At 74.3% G+C, this 21,090-nt stretch carries 16 protein-coding genes; 7 read left to right on the top strand and 9 right to left on the bottom strand.

The features are described 5' to 3' along the window. Window positions 1–50 precede the first annotated feature (50 nt). Window positions 51–866 carry a DUF4142 domain-containing protein gene (locus Ani05nite_RS21400; protein ID WP_307836713.1) on the top strand — a complete coding sequence of 272 codons (816 nt, stop codon included), beginning with the start codon at window positions 51–53 and terminating at the stop codon, window positions 864–866. 14 nt (window positions 867–880) lie between these two features. Here the strand turns inward: Ani05nite_RS21400 and Ani05nite_RS21395 are convergent, their stop codons facing one another. Further along, the gene (locus Ani05nite_RS21395) at window positions 881–1,621 is read right to left on the bottom strand and encodes an SAM-dependent methyltransferase (RefSeq protein ID WP_203770718.1); all 741 of its coding nucleotides are present in this window, start codon (window positions 1,619–1,621) and stop codon (window positions 881–883) included. Between the two features lie 17 nt (window positions 1,622–1,638). Between Ani05nite_RS21395 and Ani05nite_RS21390 the strand changes: the two genes are divergently transcribed. Beyond that, on the top strand, window positions 1,639–2,166 hold the full coding sequence (locus Ani05nite_RS21390; protein ID WP_203770716.1) for a hypothetical protein: 528 nt from the start codon (window positions 1,639–1,641) through the stop codon (window positions 2,164–2,166). Between the two features lie 46 nt (window positions 2,167–2,212). On the opposite strand, the gene Ani05nite_RS21385 is transcribed toward Ani05nite_RS21390, so the two are convergent. Continuing rightward, window positions 2,213–3,649, bottom strand: coding sequence for an RICIN domain-containing protein (locus Ani05nite_RS21385; protein WP_203770714.1), 1,437 nt, complete (start codon window positions 3,647–3,649; stop codon window positions 2,213–2,215). A gap of 32 nt (window positions 3,650–3,681) precedes the next feature. Continuing rightward, on the bottom strand, window positions 3,682–5,100 hold the full coding sequence (locus Ani05nite_RS21380; RefSeq protein WP_203770712.1) for a pectinesterase family protein: 1,419 nt from the start codon (window positions 5,098–5,100) through the stop codon (window positions 3,682–3,684). Between the two features lie 351 nt (window positions 5,101–5,451). On the opposite strand from Ani05nite_RS21380, the gene Ani05nite_RS21375 reads away from it, so the two are divergent. Next, window positions 5,452–7,584 (top strand): sigma-70 family RNA polymerase sigma factor, encoded by a 2,133-nt coding sequence (locus Ani05nite_RS21375; RefSeq protein ID WP_239130464.1) that lies wholly within the window; start codon window positions 5,452–5,454, stop codon window positions 7,582–7,584. A 15-nt stretch (window positions 7,585–7,599) separates the two neighbouring features. On the opposite strand, the gene Ani05nite_RS21370 is transcribed toward Ani05nite_RS21375, so the two are convergent. Next, the gene (locus tag Ani05nite_RS21370) at window positions 7,600–8,217 is read right to left on the bottom strand and encodes a thiamine pyrophosphate-dependent enzyme (RefSeq protein ID WP_203770710.1); all 618 of its coding nucleotides are present in this window, start codon (window positions 8,215–8,217) and stop codon (window positions 7,600–7,602) included. Window positions 8,218–8,372: 155 nt separating this feature from the next. Between Ani05nite_RS21370 and Ani05nite_RS21365 the strand changes: the two genes are divergently transcribed. Genes Ani05nite_RS21365 through cydC form a run of 4 tightly spaced genes read left to right on the top strand, consistent with a single transcriptional unit; the run spans window position 8,373 to window position 14,139 of the window. Then, entirely contained in the window at window positions 8,373–9,764 is a 1,392-nt protein-coding gene (locus tag Ani05nite_RS21365; RefSeq protein WP_203770708.1) for a cytochrome ubiquinol oxidase subunit I, read from the top strand. A 12-nt stretch (window positions 9,765–9,776) separates the two neighbouring features. Then, entirely contained in the window at window positions 9,777–10,796 is a 1,020-nt protein-coding gene (cydB, locus tag Ani05nite_RS21360) for a cytochrome d ubiquinol oxidase subunit II (RefSeq protein WP_203770707.1), read from the top strand. After that, entirely contained in the window at window positions 10,793–12,421 is a 1,629-nt protein-coding gene (cydD, locus tag Ani05nite_RS21355) for a thiol reductant ABC exporter subunit CydD (RefSeq protein ID WP_203770706.1), read from the top strand. Before cydB ends, cydD begins: the two co-directional genes overlap by 4 nt. Further along, window positions 12,418–14,139: a thiol reductant ABC exporter subunit CydC gene (gene cydC, locus Ani05nite_RS21350; protein ID WP_203770705.1), complete on the top strand. Its 1,722-nt coding sequence runs from the start codon at window positions 12,418–12,420 to the stop codon at window positions 14,137–14,139. The genes cydD and cydC overlap by 4 nt, the downstream gene beginning before the upstream one ends. Here the strand turns inward: cydC and Ani05nite_RS21345 are convergent. From Ani05nite_RS21345 to Ani05nite_RS21325, 5 genes are all read right to left on the bottom strand, one after another. Beyond that, window positions 14,129–15,955: a right-handed parallel beta-helix repeat-containing protein gene (locus tag Ani05nite_RS21345; protein ID WP_203770704.1), complete on the bottom strand. Its 1,827-nt coding sequence runs from the start codon at window positions 15,953–15,955 to the stop codon at window positions 14,129–14,131. The two genes, cydC and Ani05nite_RS21345, sit on opposite strands and share 11 nt — an antisense overlap. Before the next feature lie 511 nt (window positions 15,956–16,466). Continuing rightward, window positions 16,467–17,423 carry an Acg family FMN-binding oxidoreductase gene (locus Ani05nite_RS21340; protein ID WP_203770703.1) on the bottom strand — a complete coding sequence of 319 codons (957 nt, stop codon included), beginning with the start codon at window positions 17,421–17,423 and terminating at the stop codon, window positions 16,467–16,469. After that, window positions 17,420–18,412 (bottom strand): Acg family FMN-binding oxidoreductase, encoded by a 993-nt coding sequence (locus tag Ani05nite_RS21335; RefSeq protein ID WP_203770702.1) that lies wholly within the window; start codon window positions 18,410–18,412, stop codon window positions 17,420–17,422. The genes Ani05nite_RS21340 and Ani05nite_RS21335 overlap by 4 nt, the downstream gene beginning before the upstream one ends. Before the next feature lie 118 nt (window positions 18,413–18,530). Continuing rightward, on the bottom strand, window positions 18,531–20,198 hold the full coding sequence (locus Ani05nite_RS21330; RefSeq protein WP_203770701.1) for a GAF domain-containing sensor histidine kinase: 1,668 nt from the start codon (window positions 20,196–20,198) through the stop codon (window positions 18,531–18,533). Further along, window positions 20,179–21,051: a universal stress protein gene (locus Ani05nite_RS21325; RefSeq protein ID WP_203770699.1), complete on the bottom strand. Its 873-nt coding sequence runs from the start codon at window positions 21,049–21,051 to the stop codon at window positions 20,179–20,181. Before Ani05nite_RS21325 ends, Ani05nite_RS21330 begins: the two co-directional genes overlap by 20 nt. Between the last annotated feature and the right edge of the window lie 39 nt (window positions 21,052–21,090).

The following is a 21,090-nucleotide window of genomic DNA, read 5'->3' as shown; positions in this document are numbered from 1 at the left end:
CGTATCACCGCTCACCAGGGTTCGTCCCACCCCCCTGTCTGGAGGCCGACGTGTTCGCCGTCGTTCGGATGCCGCGGTGGCGTCGCCACTTGTCCGGTGCCGCGCTGCTCGCCGTCATCGTGATGCTGTTCGACCCGCAGCAGGCGCGGGCCGAACCCGGCGTACCGGTGCCGCCCAACGGGCTGCTCACCGACCGCGGCCGGGGCGACGTCTCCGACGCCGACCGCGATTTCGCGGTCAAGGTCCGCCTCGCCGGGCTGTGGGAGATCCCCGCCGGCGAGATGGCCCAGGAGAAGTCGGGCGATCCGCGGATCCAGGCCATCGGGCGCGACATCGCCGCGCAACACGTCGCGCTGGACAAGCTCGTCCGGGACGCGGCCAAGAAGCTGGACGTGGCCCTGCCGAGCAAGCCCAACGCCGACCAGCAGGGCTGGCTCGCCGAGATGCGCGACGCGGAGGGCGAGGACTTCGACCGGATCTACATCGACCGGCTGCGGGCCGCGCACGGCAAGATCTTCCCGGCCATCGCCACGATCCGGGCCAGCACCCGCAACGACACGGTGCGCAAGCTGGCCCAGCGCACCAACCAGTTCGTCATGACCCACATGACGCTGCTGGAGAGCAGCGGCATCGTCGACTTCGCGGCGCTGCCGACCGCGCCGCCGCCGGCCGCCCCGGGCGCGGTGGCGAACGCCGCCCAGGCCCGACCGGCCGGGTCGTCCGCGCCGGTGGAGGGACCGCCGGTGCTCGCCTTCGTGCTGGTCGCGCTGGCCAGCGCGGCCGTGACCGGCTTCGTGCTGCGGCAGTTCGGGCGCGATCCCCGCCGGGCCTACCGGCGGCAACGGGGCCGGTACTACGAGACCTGAGCCGCCGCCGGGGCTCAGCGCCGGCGCAGCACCAGGGTCGCGAAGCCCAGCACCTTGCGGTAACCGCGCAGCCAGCCCTCGCGGCGGTCGCGGGCCAGGGCGAGGGCGGCCGCGGCGTCCGGGTGGCCCGGGTTGTCGAGCGCCCAGGCGGTCAGCGACCCGGTCCACGACCACTCGTAGTCGTCCCACTCGGCGGTGTCGCTGATGTGGGCGTACACCGGGGCCCAGCCGGCCGCTTCGACGGTGGCGACCAGGTCGGCCAGGCCGGTGTGGTCCGTCGGCTCGGCGCCCAGCGCCGCCAGCGCCTCGGGCGTCGGCGGCGCCTCCCAGAAACACTCGCCGACCAGCAGGACGCCGTCGGGGTGCACGTGCCGGCCGGCCAGCGCGAGCGTCCCGGTGAGCCCGCCGAACGCGTGCGTCGAGCCGACACACAGCACCAGGTCGTGCTCGCCGTCCGGCACGTAGTCGCGGGCGTCCCGCTCGTGCAGCGTCAGCCGGTCGGCCAGGCCCCGCGCGTCGGCCGCGGCCGCCGCGCGCTCCAGGGCGTACCGGTCGATGTCGACGCCGTCGGCGTGCCCGTCCGGGTGGTGGGCCAGCGCCTGCAGGGCCCAGGCGGCCTGCCCGCACCCCAGATCGAGGATCCGGGCGGCCGGCTGGCGGTCGGCGCGGCGCAGCAGCCGGTTGACGTTGACGCCGAGGATCGGCGCCGCGATCGGGTGGCGGGCATGGGCGATGCTGCTCAGTCGGCGGTCCACACCGGAATTCAACACCAGTGCCGACGCAGCCGGGGGACCAGGACGGACAGCACCCGGTCGGCCGGTCGCCGTCGCCGACGCGGGCCTGCTCCGGGCTGAGCGTCACCTCGGCCGAGTCCCCGTCGCCCGGCCGCACCGCGGTCGTGCGGGGCGGCCGGCCCTGGGCGGCCAGCGCCTCGCGATGGGGCGTGGGTGACGGTCAGCATCGGGCCGTAGGGGCCGCCGAGCGCTGGGAACCCGCCCATGGCCGGCGCGGCGAGCCGGTCGGTGCGGGCCGCGAGCTGCAGCCCGGCCAGGGCGAGCCAGGAGTAGCCGTAGGACGCGAAGCGGTCCACCCCGGCCGCGACGGCCGTGGCGGTGAGGGTACGCGCCAGCAGCTCGACCTGGACGAGATCGTGCGGACCGGCATCGCCGTCGCGGACGCCGACGGCCTGGCCGCCGTGTCCGCCCGGGCGATCGCGGCCCGCCTCGGCCGCAGCGCCATGGCGCTGTACCGCCGAGACCGCCGCCTACCGGCGCTCGCCGGCGCCCTGCGGACCCGCTGAGACGCGCCGGGGCCGGCCGCGCGGCCGGCCCCGGCGCACCGCCGCGTCAGAGGCCGATGGTCGCCTGCGGCCCGGCGTACTGCTTCAGCAGCGCGGGCACGTCGGCCGCCGGGTCCAGCGTGTACGCGTAGTAGCTGCTCGGGGTGAACGCCGAGCCGAGCGTCGACTGGCTGCCCGAGGAGTTGACCACCACGCTGCCGCTCTGCCGCAGCTGGGCGGTGGCGTCGGGGTAGTACGGGTTCTTGACGTTGTCGAAGTAGCTGTTCTCCAGCACCATCCTGGTCGCGCCGCGCGCGTAGTTGCCGTACGAGGTGACGTTCTGCAGGTAGTTGTTGTAGAGGTGGGCCAGCGCGACGTTGTCGGTGCTGGGGTTGCGCTGGTTGGTGTCGTGGATCCAGTTGTGGTGGATCGTCATCCGGGCAATGACGTTGTCGGTCCAGCCGATGCCGAAGGTCTTGTTGTTCTCGGCCAGCACGTTCCACGAGACCGTCAGGTAGCTGGTGTCCTTGCGGCTGTCGATGAGGCCGTCGTTCATCCGGGTGAGCGTGTTGTGGTCGATCCAGACGTGGTCGGCCGTGTCCATCTGGATGGCGTCGTAGTCGTAGACCTTGTCGTCCGGGTCGTCGTCGGCCATCCGGGTGTCGCGGATGGTCAGGTTCCGGATGATGACGTTGTGGACGCCGGCGCCGAGGAAGAAGCCGCCGCCGACGATCTGGCCGCTGGTGCCGGCGCCGACGATGGTCTTGTTCGACTGCACCTTCAGCTCGGTGCCCTTGGGCGTGATGGTGATCGCCGCGGCGACCCGGATGACGTACGGGGTCGTCGCGGTGACGTACTTCTGCAGGTCGGCCTGCGTGGTCACGGTGACCGTCGGCCCGGCCGCGCCGCCGGTGGTGCCGCCGCCGGTGGAGGCGAAGCCGTCCGGCGTCCCGGGCCACTGCCGGCCGGCCGCCACCGGGCGGAAGGCCCATTGTTTGTTGCTGTTGGCGGTGCAGGTTTCCTGGATGACGGGGGTGCCGGAGGTGGTGGAGGCGCCCTGGTCGCTGATGCAGAGGCCGCTGTTGAGGTTGCTGATCTGGAAGGTGCCGGTGCCGCTGGGGGTGAGTTTCCATTGCTGGTTGGCCTGGGAGGTTCCGCAGGTGTACTGCTGCAGTTGGATGCCGCTGGTGGTGGAGGAGTTGGGGACGTCGATGCATTTGCCGCTGGCGACGTTGACGAGTTGGTAGTTGGCGCCGGTGGCGGTGAGTTTGAATTGTTGCCAGGTGGCGCCGGTGGTGCAGCCCCACTGTTGCAGGGTGGTGCCGTTGGTGGTGGAGGCGGCGGGTACGTCGATGCACATGCCGCTCTTGGTCACCACGAGCTGGTAGGTGCCGCCGGCCGGGGGCAGGGCGGCCGCCTGCGACGGCAGGACCGAGTAGCCGATGAACGCGGCGGGGACCGCGAGGACGGCCGCCAGCAGGGCGGCGCGTTTCCGGGACGTCATGGATTCTCCTGGGACGAAGGGATGCGGGGGAGTCAGCCGACCGGGTTCCAGCCGTCGCTGCCGGCCAGGTACTTCTGCGGGGTGTAGGCGGCCGCCGACGCGTCGCTCAGCTGGGGCCGGTTGCCGTTCGTGCCGGCGCCGGAGCCGGTGTTCCGGTACTCCAGGAACCGCGCGTTCTGCCACGTGTTGCCGGACATGTCGGTCCAGGGCTGGGCGGTTCTGATGGTGGCGCCGAGGGCCGACTCGCGGACCAGCACCTGGGCGTCGGCGCCCCACGGGCGGCCGAGCTGGGTGACGTTGTTGGCCACGCCGGTGACCGTGCACTTGTAGATCAGGAAGCCGTACGCCTTGGCCGGGTCGGTGCGCGCCGCGGTGATCGGCCCGCCGGAGCTGCGGCGCTCGTGGATGGTGCTGGCGTGGAACACCGCGGTGCCGCCGCCGAAGATGAAGTCCACCGTGCCCTCGACGTAGGAGTTCTTCACGTAGGCGCGGTAGTTGTTGAGCAGCAACGTGTCCTGGTTGCCGAGGAAGCGCACGTTGTCGAAGACCGCCCGGTCCCCGTTGAGGTTCGCCGCGACCGCCTGGCTGCCCTCGCCGTAGTCGTTGGCGATGGTCAGGTTCGATGCGGCGAAGTCGGCGCCGTTGACGAAGACCGACGCGCTGCCCGAGGTGCCGTAGCCGCCGGCCGAGCTGTGGTTGTTGACGATGACCGTCTGGGCGGCGGAGGCGCCGAGGCCCTGCAGCGTCACGAACGGCTTGGTCGCCGGCACGGTGACGATCTCGCGGTACGTGCCGGCCTTGATGGTGATGACCCGGCGGGTGGTGTTGCCGGCCGGGACCGCGTCGATCGCCGCCTGCACGGTCCGGTACTGGCCGGTGCCGTCGGCGGCGACCGTCGCGCTGCCGGTCGCGACCGGGCGGAAGGCCCATTGTTTGTTGCTGTTGGCGGTGCAGGTTTCCTGGATGACGGGGGTGCCGGAGGTGGTGGAGGCGCCCTGGTCGCTGATGCAGAGGCCGCTGTTGAGGTTGCTGATCTGGAAGGTGCCGGTGCCGCTGGGGGTGAGTTTCCATTGCTGGTTGGCCTGGGAGGTTCCGCAGGTGTACTGCTGCAGTTGGATGCCGCTGGTGGTGGAGGAGTTGGGGACGTCGATGCATTTGCCGCTGGCGACGTTGACGAGTTGGTAGTTGGCGCCGGTGGCGGTGAGTTTGAATTGTTGCCAGGTGGCGCCGGTGGTGCAGCCCCACTGTTGCAGGGTGGTGCCGTTGGTGGTGGAGGCGGCGGGTACGTCGATGCACATGCCGCTCTTGGTCACCACGAGCTGGTAGGTGCCGCCGGCCGGGGGCAGGGCGGCCGCCTGCGACGGCAGGGTGCCGGAGGCGATCGCGGCCCCGGGAACGGCGACCGCCAGCGCGGCCACCAGGAGACGTCTCGCCAGCCTTGATCCAGACACTGTCCGGTCCTCTCGTACGGGGTCCACGGCAGCGGGAGCGCTCCCATGTGGTCACGTTGAGTCATCACCGCCCCGGGGGTGGAGCGGCACTGTCGTAGATGCGCGGCCGGCCACCGGACAACAGAAATCGCGCGAAAATGTTCGGCGAGGTCGCCGGGGGCTCGCTTTACAGGCCTCGCGGGCTGTGTCACGATACGGCGCAGCCATCGATCGCCATCGCATTACCGCAGCTCATCCGGCCGGCGTCGGAGCGTGGCCGGAGCCCCGTCAACGATAGGCGTCTATGTCCGGCGGATCGCCCGGTGCGCCGCCCCGGGCTCCGGTCCGGCGGAGACGAAGGAGGGTCCCGCGGTGACGCAGAGTCAGGTCGTCGGACACGACGTGGCCCGGCTCGTCCGCGACGCCCAGGCCGGTGGCGCCGGCGCCCTCGACGAGCTCGTCGCCGCCCACCTCCCGTTGGTCTACAACGTCATCGGCCGCGCCCTCGGCGGCCACCCGGACGTGGACGACGTGGTGCAGGAGACCATGCTGCGCGCCATCCACGCCCTGCCCTCGCTGCGCGAGCCGGAGCGCTACCGGTCCTGGCTGGTGACCATCGCGTACCGGCAGATCCAGCTGCACCTGCGCTCCCGCAGCGCCGCCCGGCTGCGCCGGGCCGCCGAGCCGGCGGACCTGCCCGACCCCGAGGGCGACTTCGCCGAGCGCGCCACCGCCGAGCTGGTGGTCGCCGAGCAGCGCCGCGAGCTGGTCCGGGCGGTGCACTGGCTCGACGACGCCGACCGGACCCTGCTCGGGCTCTGGTGGCAGGAGACGGCCGGCGAGCTGACCCGCGGGGAGCTCGCCGCGGCCCTGCGGGTGCCGCCCCGGCACGCCGCGGTGCGGGTGCAGCGGATGAAGGCCCAGCTCGACGCGGCCCGGGGCATCGTGCGGGCGCTGGGCGCGCGGCCGCGCTGCCCCGAGCTGAGCAGCCGGCTGCGCCGGTGGAACGGCGCGGCCGACCCGCTGTGGCGCAAGCGCCTGGTCCGGCACGTCCGGGAGTGCCCGCGCTGCGGCCCGCGGGGCCGGGGACTGATCGCGCCCGAGGAACTGCTGCTCGGCGTCGCCGCGCTGCCGGTGCCGGTGGCCCTGCTCGCCGGGCTCAAGGCGGGGCTCATCGCCAAGACCGGGGCCGCCGCCGGCGCCTCGGTCCTCGGCCAGCTCCAGGCGTTCCTGCACCACAAGGCGCTGGCCGTGGGCACGGTCGCGACGCTGGCGGTCGGCGGCGGGATGGTCTACGCGGTGCACCGGACCGAGCTGCCGCCCGGGGGCGCCGGCAGCGGCATCGCGCTGCCCACGCTGACCACGCGGCCGCTCGCCCCGCCCACCCTGCGGCCGGCCGTGCCGGCCCCACCGACCCCGGGCGCCACCACGGCCGCGCCGGCGGCGACCGGCCTCGGGGTGCGCCGCGCCGACATCTACGTCGCCCCCGGCGGCCGGGACTCCGGCGACGGCAGCCTGCGCCGGCCGTACGCCACCCTGCAGCGGGCGGTGGCGGCCATCCGGCCGGGACAGACGATCGCCCTGCGCGGCGGGACCTACCGGCCCGCCGCGGGCATCACCATCACCACCAGCGGTACGGCGGCCCGGCGCATCACCCTCAGCAACTACCGCGACGAGCGGCCGGTCATCGACGCCGCCGGCATCCCCGCCGACCAGTGGGCGATCACCCAGCGCACGGCGTACTGGACCGTGCAGGGGCTGGAGGTGCGGGGGTCGCGCAGTCACGCGTACGTCTGCCGGGGCTGCCGCGACACCGTGCTGCGCCGGCTGTGGCTGCACGACAACGTGCGCTCCGGCCTGATGCTGCGCGACCCGGGCACGATCGGCAACCAGGTGCTGGACAGCGACTTCACGGACAACCGCGACCCGGCCGGCGCGGCGGGGGTGGGCATCGGCCTGGGCGTGCAGTTCGGCGCCGGCGCGGGCAACGTGATCCGCGGCGTCCGCGCCGCCGGCAACGGCAGCACCGGCATCGACCTGGGCTCCTTCGCCGACCCGGTGACGGTCGAGTACACCTGGTCGTACGGCAACGGCGCGAGCGGTTTCGCCCTCGGCGGCGGCGACCCGCCGGCCACGGCGGCCCACCGGCTGCGGCACTGCGCCGCCTGGGACAACGCCGGCCACGGGTTCACCGACGAGCGCAACCCGGCGGCGCTGGAGCTGACCAACAGCACCGCGTTCCGCAACCGGGGCACGGGCTTCGCGATGCCGGACGCCGCGGCGGTGCTGCGGGCCGACGTGGCGGTCGACAACGCGGCGCCGCAGGGGCTGTCCCCGTCGGCGCGGGCGTCGCGCACCAGCTGGCAGCAGGACGGCTGGGATGCGGCGAGCTTCCGCTCCACCGACCCGGCAACCGCGCAGGGGCCCCGGACGGCGGCCGGCACGCTGCCGGGCACGGACTTCCTGGCCACCGGCAACGGCATGGGCGCGTCGATGGCCGGCTGACCGCGGCCGGCGCCGCTACCGGAGTCCGGCCCGGGTGAGGAGCTGGGCCGCGACGTGCTTCTCGATCGCCAGCAGCGCGTTGTCGTCGAGCTGGTGGTCGGCGCGCATCCGGTCGGCCAGGATCCGGATCGGGTCGGGCGGGTCACCGGGACGTGGGGCGTCGATCCGGAAGTGCAGCAGGCGGGGGCCGGCTCCGGCGCGTACCGGATGAACCGCCGTCAGCGCGGCCCGGCCCACCGCCTCCACGTCCGTGCCGTCCACCGTCTCGACCGGCATGCCGCCGGTGCCCGCCGGGTGGGCCTCGTGCCGGTCGGCGCAGCAGAACAGCACCGGCAGCCGGTCGTCGATCGCGTGGCCGAGGCTGATGGTGAATCCGGGCGCCGCCGCGGCGCCGACGAAGCACACGGTCACCGCCGGCAGGTGCCGCAGCACGTCCTCCTGGGCCAGCTCGACGGCCAGGACGGGACCTTCGGCCAGGGTGTCGAACGGGCTCAGCGCGCTGCGCAGGCCCACGGTGATCGCCTCGCCGAGGTCGCCGAAGGTGGCGTCGCCGGCCCCGCCGCACCGCAGCAGCAGCATCCGGTGCAGGAGCTCCGTGCGCTGCGCGGCCGTCGCCTGATGTCTTCCGGTCATCACGGACACCTCCCGGTGCGTCTCGTGTGAGTGTGCGCGCCCGCGCGGGCGCGCGGCAGGGGAAGGGTCGGATCCGGGACCGGTAGGGACCTTCGGCCCTGCTGGGTGGCGCCGGAGATCACCAAGACTCGGGGCAGTCGTGGAAAGGACCTCGCGTGGACGCGCTCGACATCGCCCGGTGGCAGTTCGGCATCACCACCGTGTACCACTTCATCTTCGTGCCCCTCACGATCGGCCTGTCGGCCCTGGTCGCGGGGCTGCAGACCGCGTGGGTGCGGACCGGCAAGGAGCAGTACCTGCGGGCCACGAAGTTCTGGGGCAAGCTCTTCCTGATCAACTTCGCGATGGGCGTGGTCACCGGCATCGTGCAGGAGTTCCAGTTCGGGATGAACTGGAGCGACTACTCGCGCTTCGTCGGCGACGTCTTCGGGGCGCCGCTGGCCATCGAGGGGCTGCTCGCCTTCTTCCTCGAGTCGACCTTCCTCGGACTGTGGATCTTCGGCTGGGACCGGCTGCCGCAGAAGCTGCACCTGGCGACGATCTGGCTGGCCTCGATCGGGACGCTGCTGTCGGCGTACTTCATCCTCGCGGCCAACTCCTGGATGCAGCACCCGGTCGGCTACCAGGTGAACCCGGAGACCGGCCGGGCCGAGCTGCACAGCATCGGCGCGCTGCTGACCAACTCCACGACGCTGGTCACCTTCCCGCACACGATCACCGCCTGCTTCCTGACCGCCGGGGCGCTGCTGCTGGCGGTCAGCGCCTGGCACCTGCGCCGGGGCAACCAGGAGGAGGTGTTCCGCCCGGGGCTGCGGCTGGGCGCCTGGGTGGTGCTGATCGCCGGGGTCGGCGTGCTGATCACCGGCGACCTGCAGGCCCGGATCATGACCGAGCAGCAGCCGATGAAGATGGCCGCCGCCGAGGCGCTCTACGACACGTCCGAGCCGGCCTCCTTCTCGCTGTTCACCATCGGCTCGCTCGACGGGCGCGAGGAGGTGGCCAGCGTGCGCATCCCGTCGCTGCTGTCGTTCATGGCGACCGGCAGCCCCGGCGGCGAGGTGGAGGGCATCAACGACCTCCAGCAGCAGTACGAGCGGAAGTACGGCCCCGGCGAGTACGCCCCGTACGTGCCCGTCACGTACTGGTCGTTCCGCCTCATGATCGGCTTCGGCGCCCTGGCCATGGCGGTCGCGGCGCTCGCCCTGTGGACCAGCCGGCGTGGCCGCACCCCGGCCAACCGCTGGCTCTGGACCGCCGCCATCGCCACTGTGGCCATGCCGCTGCTGGCCAACTCGTTCGGCTGGATCTTCACCGAGATGGGCCGGCAGCCGTGGACCGTGTTCGGCGTCTTCAAGACGGCCGAGAGCGGCTCCCCGGCGGTCAGCAGCGCGGAGGCGGCGACCTCGCTGATCGTGCTGACCCTGCTGTACGGCGTCCTCGCCGTCATCGAGGTCGGGCTGTTCGTCCGGTACGCCCGGGCCGGCGCCCCGGAGATCGAGACGCCCGGCGACGACGACGCCGACCGCCCGCTGGCCTTCGCGTACTAGGAGAACGGGACCATGGAACTCACCACCGTCTGGTTCGCGCTCATCGCGATCCTCTGGGCCGGCTACTTCCTGCTGGAGGGCTTCGACTTCGGCGTCGGCATCCTGCTGCCCGTGCTGGGCCGCGACGAGCGCGAGCGGCGCCTGCTCATCAACACCATCGGCCCGGTCTGGGACGGCAACGAGGTGTGGCTGCTGGTCGCCGGCGGCGCCACGTTCGCCGCCTTCCCGGAGTGGTACGCCACCCTCTTCTCCGGCTTCTTCCTGCCCCTGCTGATCATCCTGGTCGCGCTGATCCTGCGCGGCGTCGCCTTCGAGTACCGCGGCAAGGTCGACGACGACCGCTGGCGCCGCCGCTGGGACGCCTGCATCATCGGCGGCAGCCTGGTCCCGGCGCTGCTGTGGGGCGTCGCGTTCGGCAACATCGTGCGCGGGGTGGCCCTGGACGCCGACCACGAGTACGTCGGCGGCTTCTTCAACCTGCTCAACCCGTACGCGCTGCTCGGCGGGCTGACCACGCTGACCCTCTTCACGCTGCACGGCGCCGTGTTCCTGGCGCTGAAGACCGACGGCGAGGTGCGCGAGCGCGCCGGCCGGCTCGCCGCCACGCTGGGCGGACCGGTCATCGCGATCGCGGGCGCGTTCCTGCTCTGGACGGCCATCGCCCACCGCGACCACGGCGGCTGGATCCTCTCGGCCCTGGCCGCGGCGGCGCTGGCCGGCGCGGTGCTGGCCGCGTACGCGCGCCGGGAGGGCTGGGCGTTCCTGGCCACCGGGGCGACGATCGTGCTGGCCACCTTCGCGCTCTTCGTCACGTTGTTCCCGGACGTCATGCCGGCCACCGTGGCCGCGAACAGCCTCACCGTGGACAACGCGTCGTCGACGCCGTACACGCTCAAGGTCATGACCTGGGTGGCCGTGATCTTCACCCCGGTGGTGCTGGCCTACCAGGGCTGGACCTACTGGGTGTTCCGCAAGCGGCTGACCGTCGCGCACATCCCGCCGGCGAGCGCCCCGGCCCGGGAGAAGGTGTGAAGCCGCTCGACCCCCGGCTGCTCCGGTACGCCCGCAGCACGCGGGCGTACCTGGCCGTCACGGTGCTGCTCGGCGTCGCGACCGCCGGGCTGATCGTCGCGCAGGCCACGCTGCTCGCCGACGGCATCACGGCCGTGTTCCTGCACGGCGCCGGCCTTCGGGAGCTGCGCGGGACGCTGCTGGGGCTGGCCGCCGTCGTCGCCGCCCGGGCCGCGCTGGCCTGGGCCCAGGAGGTCGCCTCGGCGCGGTCCGCCGCCGCCGCGAAGAGCGAGCTGCGCCGGCGCCTGTTCGCCCACGTGGCGGCGCTCGGCCCGCGCGGCGCCACCGGTGCCTTCGCCACCCTGGTCACCCGCGGGCTGGACGCCCTCGACGCCTACTTCGCCCGCTACCTGCCGCAGCTCGTGCTGGCCGCGCTGGTGCCCGCGATCGTGCTGGCCCGGCTGCTGGGCGCCGACCTGGTGGCCACCGTCACCATCGCGCTGACGCTGCCGCTGATCCCGGTCTTCATGGCCCTGGTCGGCCGGCACACCGAGGCCGCCAACCGCCGCCAGTTCCGGCTGCTGCAGCGGCTCTCGCACCACTTCCTCGACGTGGTCGCCGGGCTGGGCACGCTCAAGCTCTTCGGGCGGGCCAAGGCCCAGGTGGTCACGATCCGCCGGATCAGCGCCGAGCAGCGCCGGCTGACGATGCGCACCCTGCGGACCGCGTTCCTGTCCTCGCTGGTGCTCGAGCTGCTGGCCACCCTGTCGGTGGCCCTGGTGGCCGTGGGCATCGGGCTGCGCCTGGTGTCGGGCCACCTCGACCTGGCCACCGCGCTGCTGGTGCTGATCCTGGCGCCCGAGGCGTACCTGCCGCTGCGGCAGGTCGGCGCGAACTACCACGCCAGCGCCGAAGGGCTCGCGGCCGCCGAGGAGGCGTTCGCCGTGCTCGACACCCCGGTGCCGCCCGCGGGGGAGCGGACCGTGACGGCCGGGCGGATCGTCTTCGACGACGTCGAGGTCACGTATCCGGAGCGGGCCGAGGCGGCGCTGCGCCTGTCCGCGGTCATCGAGCCGGGCGAGGTGGTGGCGCTGACCGGCCCGAGCGGCTGCGGCAAGTCCACCGCCCTGGCCGTGCTGCTCGGCTTGGCCACCCCGGCGCGGGGCGCGGTGCGCGTGGCCGGCGTGCCGCTGGCGGAGCTGGACCCCGCCGCCTGGCGCCGGCAGGTCGCGTGGGTGCCGCAGCGACCGCAGCTGTTCGCCGCCTCGATCCGGGCCAATGTCGCCCTGGGTGCCGGGACCACCGATGCCGAGGTACGGCGGGCCCTGGCGCAGGCCGGCGCGGCGGCGTTCGTCGAGGCCCTGCCGGACGGGCTCGACACCGTGCTCAGCGACGACGGCGCCGGGCTGTCCGCCGGGCAGCGCCAGCGCATCGCCCTGGCCCGGGCGTTCCTGCGGGACACGCCGGTGGTGCTGCTCGACGAGCCGACCGCCAACCTGGACGCCGCCACCGCCGCCGACGTGCTCGCCGCGATCCGGCGGCTGGCGTCCGGGCGTACCGTGCTCATCGCCGCCCACCGCCCCGAGCTGATCGCCGTCGCCGACCGGGTCGTCGACCTGGCCCGGACCCCGGCCGGTGCGCGATGAGCTGGCTGGGGCTGCTGCGCCGGGTGTCCCGCCCGGCCGCGCCCGGGCTGCTGCTCGCGGTCGTCGCCGGGGTCGGCGCGGCCGGCGCGGGGGTCGGCCTGATGGCCACCGCCGCCTGGCTGATCTCGCGGGCCGCCCTGCACCCGCCCGTGCTGCACCTGATGGTGGCGATCGTGGCCGTGCGCGCCTTCGGCATCAGCCGCGGGGTGCTGCGCTACGTCGAACGCCTGGCCGGGCACGACGGCGCGCTGCGCGTGCTGGCCGAGCTGCGCGTGCGGCTGTTCGCCCGGCTGGAGCTGCTGGCGCCGGCCGGGCTGGCCGGCTTCCGCCGCGCCGACCTGGTCCAGCGGCTGGTCACCGACGTCGACGCGGTGCTCGACCTGCTCACCCGGGTGGTGCTGCCGTACGCGGTCACCACGGTCGTGGGCGCCGGCGCGGTCGCGCTGGTCACGACGCTGTCCCCGGTCGCCGGCCTGACGCTGGCGGCCGGCCTGGTGGTCGTCGGCGTGGTGGTGCCGTGGCTGCAGGCCGCGGCGGCGCGGCGCGCGGACGGCCGGCTCGCCCCGCTGCGCGGCGAGCTCGCCGCCGGGACCGTCGACCTGCTGCACGGGCTGCCCGACCTGATCGCGTACGGCGCCACCGGCGCCCAGCTGGCCCGGCTGGGCGACGTCGACTCCCGGCTGCGCGAGGCCGAACGGCGCTCCAGCCTCGCGGCCGGCGCCTCCGCGGCCGTGACCGCCCTGGCCACCGGCCTCAGCGTGCTCGTCGGCCTGGGCGCCGGCGCGGTCGCGGTGCGCGCGGGCACGCTGTCCGGCGAGTTGCTCGCGGTCGTCGTGCTCACGCCGCTGGCCGTGTTCGAGGCGGCCGCCGGGCTGCCCGCCGCCGCCCAGCGCTTCGCCGGCGCCCGCAGCGCCCTGCGCCGCCTGGCCGACGTGATCGCGGCCCCGGCGCCGGTGCCCGAGCCCGCCCACCCGCTCGAGGTCGGACCGGGACCGCACACCGTCCGGCTGGACCGGGTCACCGCGGGCTGGGCGCCCGGCCGCACCGCCGTCCGCGACTTCGACCTGGTGCTGCCGCCGGGGCGCCGCGTGGCGCTGGTCGGGCCGAGCGGCTCGGGCAAGAGCACCGTCGCGGCGCTGCTCGTGCGCTTCCTCGACCCCACCGCCGGCGCGGTCCGCATCGACGGCGTGGACCTGCGGGACCTGCCGGGGGACCGGGTCCGGCAGCTGGTCGGCTACCTGAGCGAGGACGCGTACCTGTTCGACACCACGATCGAGGAGAACCTGCGCATCGCCCGGCGCGACGCCACCGGGGCCCAGGTGCGGGCCGCGCTGGCCGCGGCGCGGCTGCTGGACTGGGTGGACGGGCTGCCGGACGGCCCGGCGACCCTGGTCGGGGAGCACGGTGTGCAGCTCTCCGGCGGCCAGCGCCGCCGGCTCGCCCTGGCCCGGGCGCTGCTGGCCGACTTCCGGATCCTCATCCTCGACGAGCCGACCGAGCACCTGGACGACGACACCGCGGCCGCGCTCACCCGGGACCTGCTGGCCGCCGCCGAGGACCGTACGGTGCTGCTGATCACCCACCGCCTCGACGGACTGTCCGGGGTGGACGAGATCGTCACGCTCGCCGGGCCGGCCGGCGCGCACGCGGACCGCGGGGCCGGACCCGGCGCCGTGGCGGCCGGGTCCGGCGCGGTGAGCGTCGCGGTTACGGCGTGACCGGCCGCCCGCCCAGCGTCACGACCAGGCGGCCGTCGGAGGCGAAGGACCAGCCCAGGGCGCCGGTCAGCGCGGCGCACCGGGACCCGTTGGCGCCGGACCAGAACTGGTTCGAGCCGTCCGCGTCGCCGGTGATGCGGTCGTTGGTCCCGCTGCCGCTGCGGCACGAGGTGTTGTTGCGGAAGACCGACGTGCCGGCGTCGAACGAGAAGTTGCGCTGCGTGTTGTCGATGCTGATGTTGTTGGAGATCGTCATCGACCCCGGGTTGCTGTTGTAGGTGAACCCGTGCTTGCCGTTGCGGTAGGCGATGTTGCGCCGGACGATGTGGTTGACCTTGATGTCCTCGCCGCCGAGCTTGTAGCCGTTGCGGTCGCCGTTGCCGGCCTGCCCGCCGTTGCTGAGCGTGCCGTTGTCGTAGGCCAGCGAGTCCTCGATGGTGACCACGCCGATCGGCCCGGTGTCGGTCTTGGTGTAGAGGTCCCAGCCGTCGTCGATGTTGTTGTGCGACACGGCGTACCGGAAGACGTTGCCCGGGCCCACGGTCAGCTTGGCCGCGAACCCGTCGGCGTCCTCGCCGTCGGAGTCGGCGTTGTCGTGCGACTCCGCGCTCAGGATGAGGTTGCCGGCCGGCCACTGGCTGTTCGGCGTGTCCGAGGCGATCCGGGAGAGCTGGAGGCCGGTGTCGCGGTTGAAGCGGGTCACCGTGCGCTCGATGATGTTGTTGCTGCCGCCGACGAAGATCCCGTTGTCACCGGCCCGCTCGACGACGATGCCGGAGATGTGCCAGAACGACCCGTTGACGGCCAGGCCGCGGTTGGCCGGGTCCTCCGCCATGGCCGAGAAGTTCAGCACCGGCGTCTCGCCCGGGTAGGCGGCGATGTTCTTGCGGGCGCTCGACGTTCCGTTGTTGCCGGGCGCGATGGTGATCGTCTGGGCGTTCGCGTAGGTGCCGCCGCGCAGGTAGATCGTCCCGCCGGCGGTGACCCGGGTGATCGCCGAGGCCAGCGTGGTCGGGCTGGCCTGGGTGCCGGCCGCGCCCGCGGTGCCGGTGGGCGCCACGTAGAGGGTGTCGGCGGAGCTCGGTGGCGGGGTGGTCGCCGTGGGGCTGGGCGTCGGGCTGGCGGTGGGGCTCGTGGTCGGGCTGGCGGTGGGGCTGCCGGTGGGGCCGGTCGGCGAGGGGGTGCCGCCGCCACCGGTGCTGACGGTGATGTCGTCGAAGCCGGCGGTGGCGTAGGCGGTCTGGACGCCGATCCGGCCGGCCGCCGAGACGGCGCCGGCGCCGGAGCCCACCGGGGACCCGTCGACGCTGCCGCTGATGGTCGAGCCGGTGACGCTGAGGCTCACCGCGTACCACGTGCCGGCGGTCACGGCCCGCGACGAGGTGCCGAGCACCGTGACGCTGCCGCTGTTGACCGCCTGCAGCTGGGCCTGGCCGGGCAGCAGCGCGAGCCGGTAGAACGTGGTCGAGGTCCGGGCCCGGGCCAGCAGGCCGACGAAACCGCCCGAGCCGAACGAGAGCGGCTTGACCCGAGCCGAGACGGTGTAGTCGGTCCAGCCCGCGTCGCCGGCCAGGTCGCGGGCGTTCTCGCTGCCGGCGTTGCTCTGCCGCAGGGTCTGCGAGCCGTCGGCCACGACCGACCAGGTGCCGCCCGACTTCGACCAGCCGCTGGTGCTGCCCGACTCGAAATCGGCGGTGAACACGGTCGCCGCCTGGGCGGCGGTCACGGTGGCGGCCAGGCCGGCCGTCACGAGCACGGCCAGCGCGCCGGCGGCGGCGCTCCGGCGCAGCCGGCGGGCCCGGAATGAGGGTGCCATCGGGTGTTTTCTCCTTGTCGCAATGGAGGCCGCCGAAAGGCGCGCAGCGCACGACAATGAGCCGTCGAAATGCCGCGGGATACGGCCGGGAGCGGTCGTCACCGCAGCGTGCGGCACCTGCCCGGGATCGGCTTCGGCGGTTTCCGGGACGGTTGTTCCGTGCCGAAATCCTTACTCGCCGATATATGAGAGTCAATGGAATCGATGTGCAGGTTTGTTGCAGTGCGCGGTGCTGGGCGCGCGCGGCGCAGGGCGCCGTCGCCGCGGCCGCGGTGAGGGCGGAGCGCCGGCAGAACGCCTGAAATGGAATTCCCGGAAGAACGGGCACCACGAATGGAACCTGCGCGAGGGATCCATTCCGGCCTGCTTCAACAGCCGGCAGGCGATCAGTGGGATCGTCTGTGCCGCGGACATCAACCTGCGACGACAACTACCTCGGCAGATGAGCGGGGCCGGGCGGGCCTCGGCCCGCCCGGCCCCGTCGCTGTCGAACCGACCGCGCCGGACCGGCTCAGTCGCTCAGCACGTCCTCGACGGCCCGCCGCTGGGTGGGATGCCCGGGCTGCCCGTAGCCGATCCGCAGGGCCATCTGCGGCATGCCGGACCGCCCGAGCGAGCGGCGCAGCTGATCGCGGGCCGCCGGCACCTCGATCGGCTGCGAGATCATCGAGCAGGCCAGCCCCGCGTCGGTGACGGTGAGCAGCACCCGCTGCAGGGCCTGGCCGGCGATGAGCTGGTCCTGGGGCCGGTCACCGGCGGTGCCGAGGACCGCCACCAGCGGCTCGGGCTCGAAGTCGCGGCCCGGCGCCCGCCGCCGGTCGGCGAAGGCACGCTGGGGGAGCAGGTCCTGCGGTTCGGCGCGGGGGGCGCCGGCCAGCACCGCGATCCCGTCGGGCGCGCTGTCGGCGTGGGTCCACGTCGACATCTCGGCCTGGTAGCCGGCGTCGCGGCGCAGCACCCGGTCGGCGCTCTGGGCGATCTCCGCGAAGCCGCTCAGCGCCGTCATCCCGACGAGCAGGTCGAGCCAGCCGGACTCGGCCCGGGCCGCCTCGATCAGGCGCTGCCGCGCCTCCGGCGGGACCGGGTCCGGCCAGAACGGCTGGCGGTTGCTGTGCCGGCGGGGGATGGCCGCGGCGAGGTCCACCTCGGTGTAGGTCGGCGGCCGCGCGGGGCCGGGGGTCAGCCGGGCGAGCAGGTGCGGCTCGGCGCGGTCGGGACGCAGCACGAGCTCGGCCGGGGTGCCCGCGGCGGCCAGCGCCAGCCGGGCGTTCAGGATGGCGGCGCCGCCGGCGATCCGGACCGCCCAGCCGGTGCTGTCGGCCACCGCCAGCTGGCGGGCGGGGTCGGCCAGGACCTCGATCGCGCCGGCCCGCAGCCGGAACCGCCACGGCTGGCTGTTGTGCAGGGAGGGCGCCCGGACCGCGGCGGCGGCGGCGTGGCGCAGGTCGGCTTCGTCGTAGGTCGTCATGACGGGTCCCGTTCGATCTCGATCGTTTCGGCCGCGGCACGCCGGGCCTGGGGCGGCAACGGCTCGCGGTCGAGCGGGTAGCCGAGCCGGACAGCGATGTACGGCTCGCCGATGCCCGCGAGCAGGCCGGTGAGCGCGTACCGCGACCAGGCCACCTCGACGGCCTCGCTCAGCGGCGCGGTGGCCAGGCCCTCGGCGGTGGCCAGCAGCAGCAGCGCGGACAGCGCCTCGCCGCCGCGCAGCAGATCGACGCGCTGGTCGGTCAGCCCGAAGACGATGACGTAGGCGGCGCCCTTGTCGACGCCCGCCCCGGCGGTCAGGCCGGCGTTGCCCTCGGGGGCGAAGTCCCGGATCGGCACCCGGCGCAGCGCGGGCTCCACCGCCGTCGTGGGCGGCACGCCGTCACCGCTGCCCTGCGGGCGGCTCGTCCAGCGGGCCAGCTCCTCCCGGTACGCCGGGTCGTCCTGCTGCGCGCCGGCCGCGCGCTCGGTCGAGATGGCCAGCGCCGGCACCTGGTCGCCGGGCACGACGTGCAGGTAGGCACCCTCGAACTCGACGAAGCGGCGCAGCCGGGTCAGCGTCTCGTCGGTGACCGGCTGGTCACCGAAGGCCCGCCGGTCGGTGCGCCGGCGGCTGATCGCGGCGGCCATCCGCTGCGCCTCGGGGTCGGCCGGGACGGCCGGCCCGAGGTGGACGCGGGCCAGCAGCTCCGGACGGGCCGGCTCGGGCAGCCGCTCCACGGTGCTCGACCAGCCGGCCGCGGCCAGGGCGGTACGGGCGTGGTGCAGCGCGGTGCCGCAGCTGAGCAGCAGCAGCCGGCCCTCCGGGTCGGTCGCGGCGAGCTGGCGGTCGGGGTCCGCGTACAGCTCCAGGGTGTCGCCGGTGATCCGCCAGCGCCACGGCTGGGTGTTGAAGACCGAGGGGGCGTGCAAGGCGGCCTCGGCGGCCGATTCGAGCTGCCGGGTGGCCTCGGACAGGTGCGCGGTCATCGTGGGATCCTCCTGGTCGGTCTCCCTCTACGATCGTGCCCCGGCACGGCGGTGAGCAGGGCCGAAAGACCCGAGTCGCCCCGCCCACCCGGACGGGACCACTGGCGGCCCGGTGCGGTCAGGCGCCGATCGGCACCCGCCAGGTGATCACCGTGCCGCCACCCTCGGCCGGGCTCACCGCGCAGCTGCCGCCCAGGTCGGCGGCGCGTTCCTCCATGTTGACCAGGCCGCCGCGGGCGGTCGCGGGGTCGGTGCCCACGCCGTCGTCCTCGATCTGGACCACCACCTCGCCGCCGGCCGCCCGCACCGACACCCGTGCCGTGCTGGCCCGGGCGTGCCGGGCCACGTTCGACAGCGCCTCACGCAGCACGGCGAGCACCTCCGGCACCACGTCGTCGGGCACGGCGCTGTCCACCGGGCCCGATACGTCCAGGACCGGCCGGAAGCCCAGGGCGGTGGTCGCCGCCTCGACCGCGTCGCGCAGCTCGGTCCGCAGCGAGGCGCCCACCGGCGCCCGCAGCTCGAAGATCGACCGGCGGATGTCGCGGATGGTGGCGTCCAGGTCGTCGACGGCCGCGTTGATCCGCTTGGCGGCCTCCGGGCGCAGCGCCTGCGGCGCCACCCCCTGCAACTGCATGCCGGTGGCGAACAGCCGCTGGATGACGACGTCGTGCAGGTCGCGGGCGATGCGCTCGCGGTCCTCGAGGACCACGAGCTGCTCGCGCTCCTCCTGGGCCCGGGCCCGCTCGAGGGCCAGCGCGGCCTGGCCGGCGAAGCTGGCCAGCAGCGCGGCGTCGTCCTCGCCGCTGCCGGTGACCCCGGCCACGATCAGCACGCCCTGGGGCAGGTCGGCGCCGGCCAGCGGCGCCGCCAGCACCGGGCCGGACGGTACGGGAGCCGGCCAGTCCGCGACGTCACCCAGCTCGGCGCCCTCCGCGCGCAACGCCTCCACGTCCACGGCCAGCACCTTGCCCACCATCTCGTCCCCGCCGTCGGCGACCTCGATCGTGTACCGGCTCCCGTCGTCCCCGGCCAGCAGGACGAGCACGAGCTCGGCGCCGGCGATCTCGCGGGCCCGGCGGGCGATCAGCCGCAGCGCCTCGGTACGCCGGACCGTGCCGAGCAGCACCCCGGTGATCTCGGCGGCCGCCGACAGCCAGCGCTCGCGCCGCTGGGCCAGGGCGAACAGCCGGGCGTTGTCGATGGCCACGCCCGCGGCGGCGGCGAGGGCGACCATGATCTCCTCGTCGTCCTCGGTGAACTCGTCGGCGCCCTGCTTCTCGGCCAGGTACAGGTTGCCGAAGATCTGGTCCCGGGTGCGGACCGGGACGCCGAGGAAGCTGTGCATCGGCGGGTGGTTCGGCGGGAAGCCGTACGAGCGGGGGTGCTTGGTGATGTCCGGCATGCGTACCGGGTGCGGGTCGGTGATGAGCAGGCCGAGGACGCCGCGGCCGTGCGGGAGATCGCCGATCCGGGCGTGCGCGGCGGGGTCGATGCCGTGCGTGATGAAGTCGGAGAGCTGCATGTCGGCCCCGATGACGCCGAGCGCGCCGTAGCGGGCGCCGGCCAGCGCGCACGCGGACTCGACGATGCGCTGCAGCGTGCTGCGCAGGTCGAGGTCGGTGCCGATGCCGACGACCGCGTCCAGCAGGGCGCGCAGCCGCTCCCGGCTGGTGACGACCTCCCCGACCCGGACCAGCATCTCCTGCAGCAGCTCGTCGAGCCGGACCCGGGACAGCGGGGTCAGTCCCAGCGACGGTTGCTCGTTACCCTTCGGCGTGACCATGAGCAGATGCTAGCGAGGCCACCGCGGGCCGGGGTGCGACCAGTACCGGGCAGCCCGCGTGGTGCAGCAGGTGCAGGCCGGTCGAGCCGACCAGGGCGTCGACCACCGGGCCGTGCCCCGGGTGCCCGACCACCACCAGCCGGGCGTTGTGCGACACCGCGACCAGCACGGCGCTCACGTCGTCCGGCGACACCACGGCCTCGGCGTCCACCTCGGGATAGGCGACCCGCCAGGGGGCCAGCTGCTGCTGCAGCCGGTTCCGCGCCACGGTGTCGAGCGCCGGGACGCCGTCGTCGGCCGTCGGGATGTCACCCACCCACAGCGGGGTGGGCGGGGTGTGGGTGCGCAGCACGACCAGCGGGCAGCCGTACCGGGCGGCGGCGGCGAACGCGCCGTCGAGGACGCCGTCGTCGGTCTCCGACCCGTCGAGCCCGGCCACGACCGGGCCGCGGGCCGTGTCGGCCCGGCCCCGTACGACGACGACGGGCACCCGCGCGTGGGTGGCGACCTGCCGGCCGACCGAACCCAGGAGCAGGCTGAGGAAGCCGCCGCGCCCGCGGTGCCCGAGCACGATGAGGTCCACGTCGTCGAGGTCGAGGAGCACCGGGGTCGGCTCGCCGCACACCGCCTCGGCGCTGACGGCCACATCGGCCGCGGCGGCCTGGGCCTGACGCACGGCGGCGTCCAGCACGGCGCCGGCCAGCAGGTGCTCGGCGGTGTCGCGGGCGTCGCCGTAGGCGTACACGATGCGCAGCGGCAGGCCTCGGCAGGCAGCCTCGGCGGCGGCCCACCGCACGGCGGCCTCGCTCGTCGGGGTGCCGTCGGTGCCGACGGCGATGGCCGAAGTCGTCATGGCGGGTCTCCTCTCCATCGCTCGATCATGCGGGCGGCC

Source organism: Actinoplanes nipponensis (assembly GCF_016862275.1).
Lineage (GTDB): Bacteria > Actinomycetota > Actinomycetes > Mycobacteriales > Micromonosporaceae > Actinoplanes > Actinoplanes nipponensis.
This window is presented reverse-complemented; position numbering and strand designations above follow the sequence as displayed.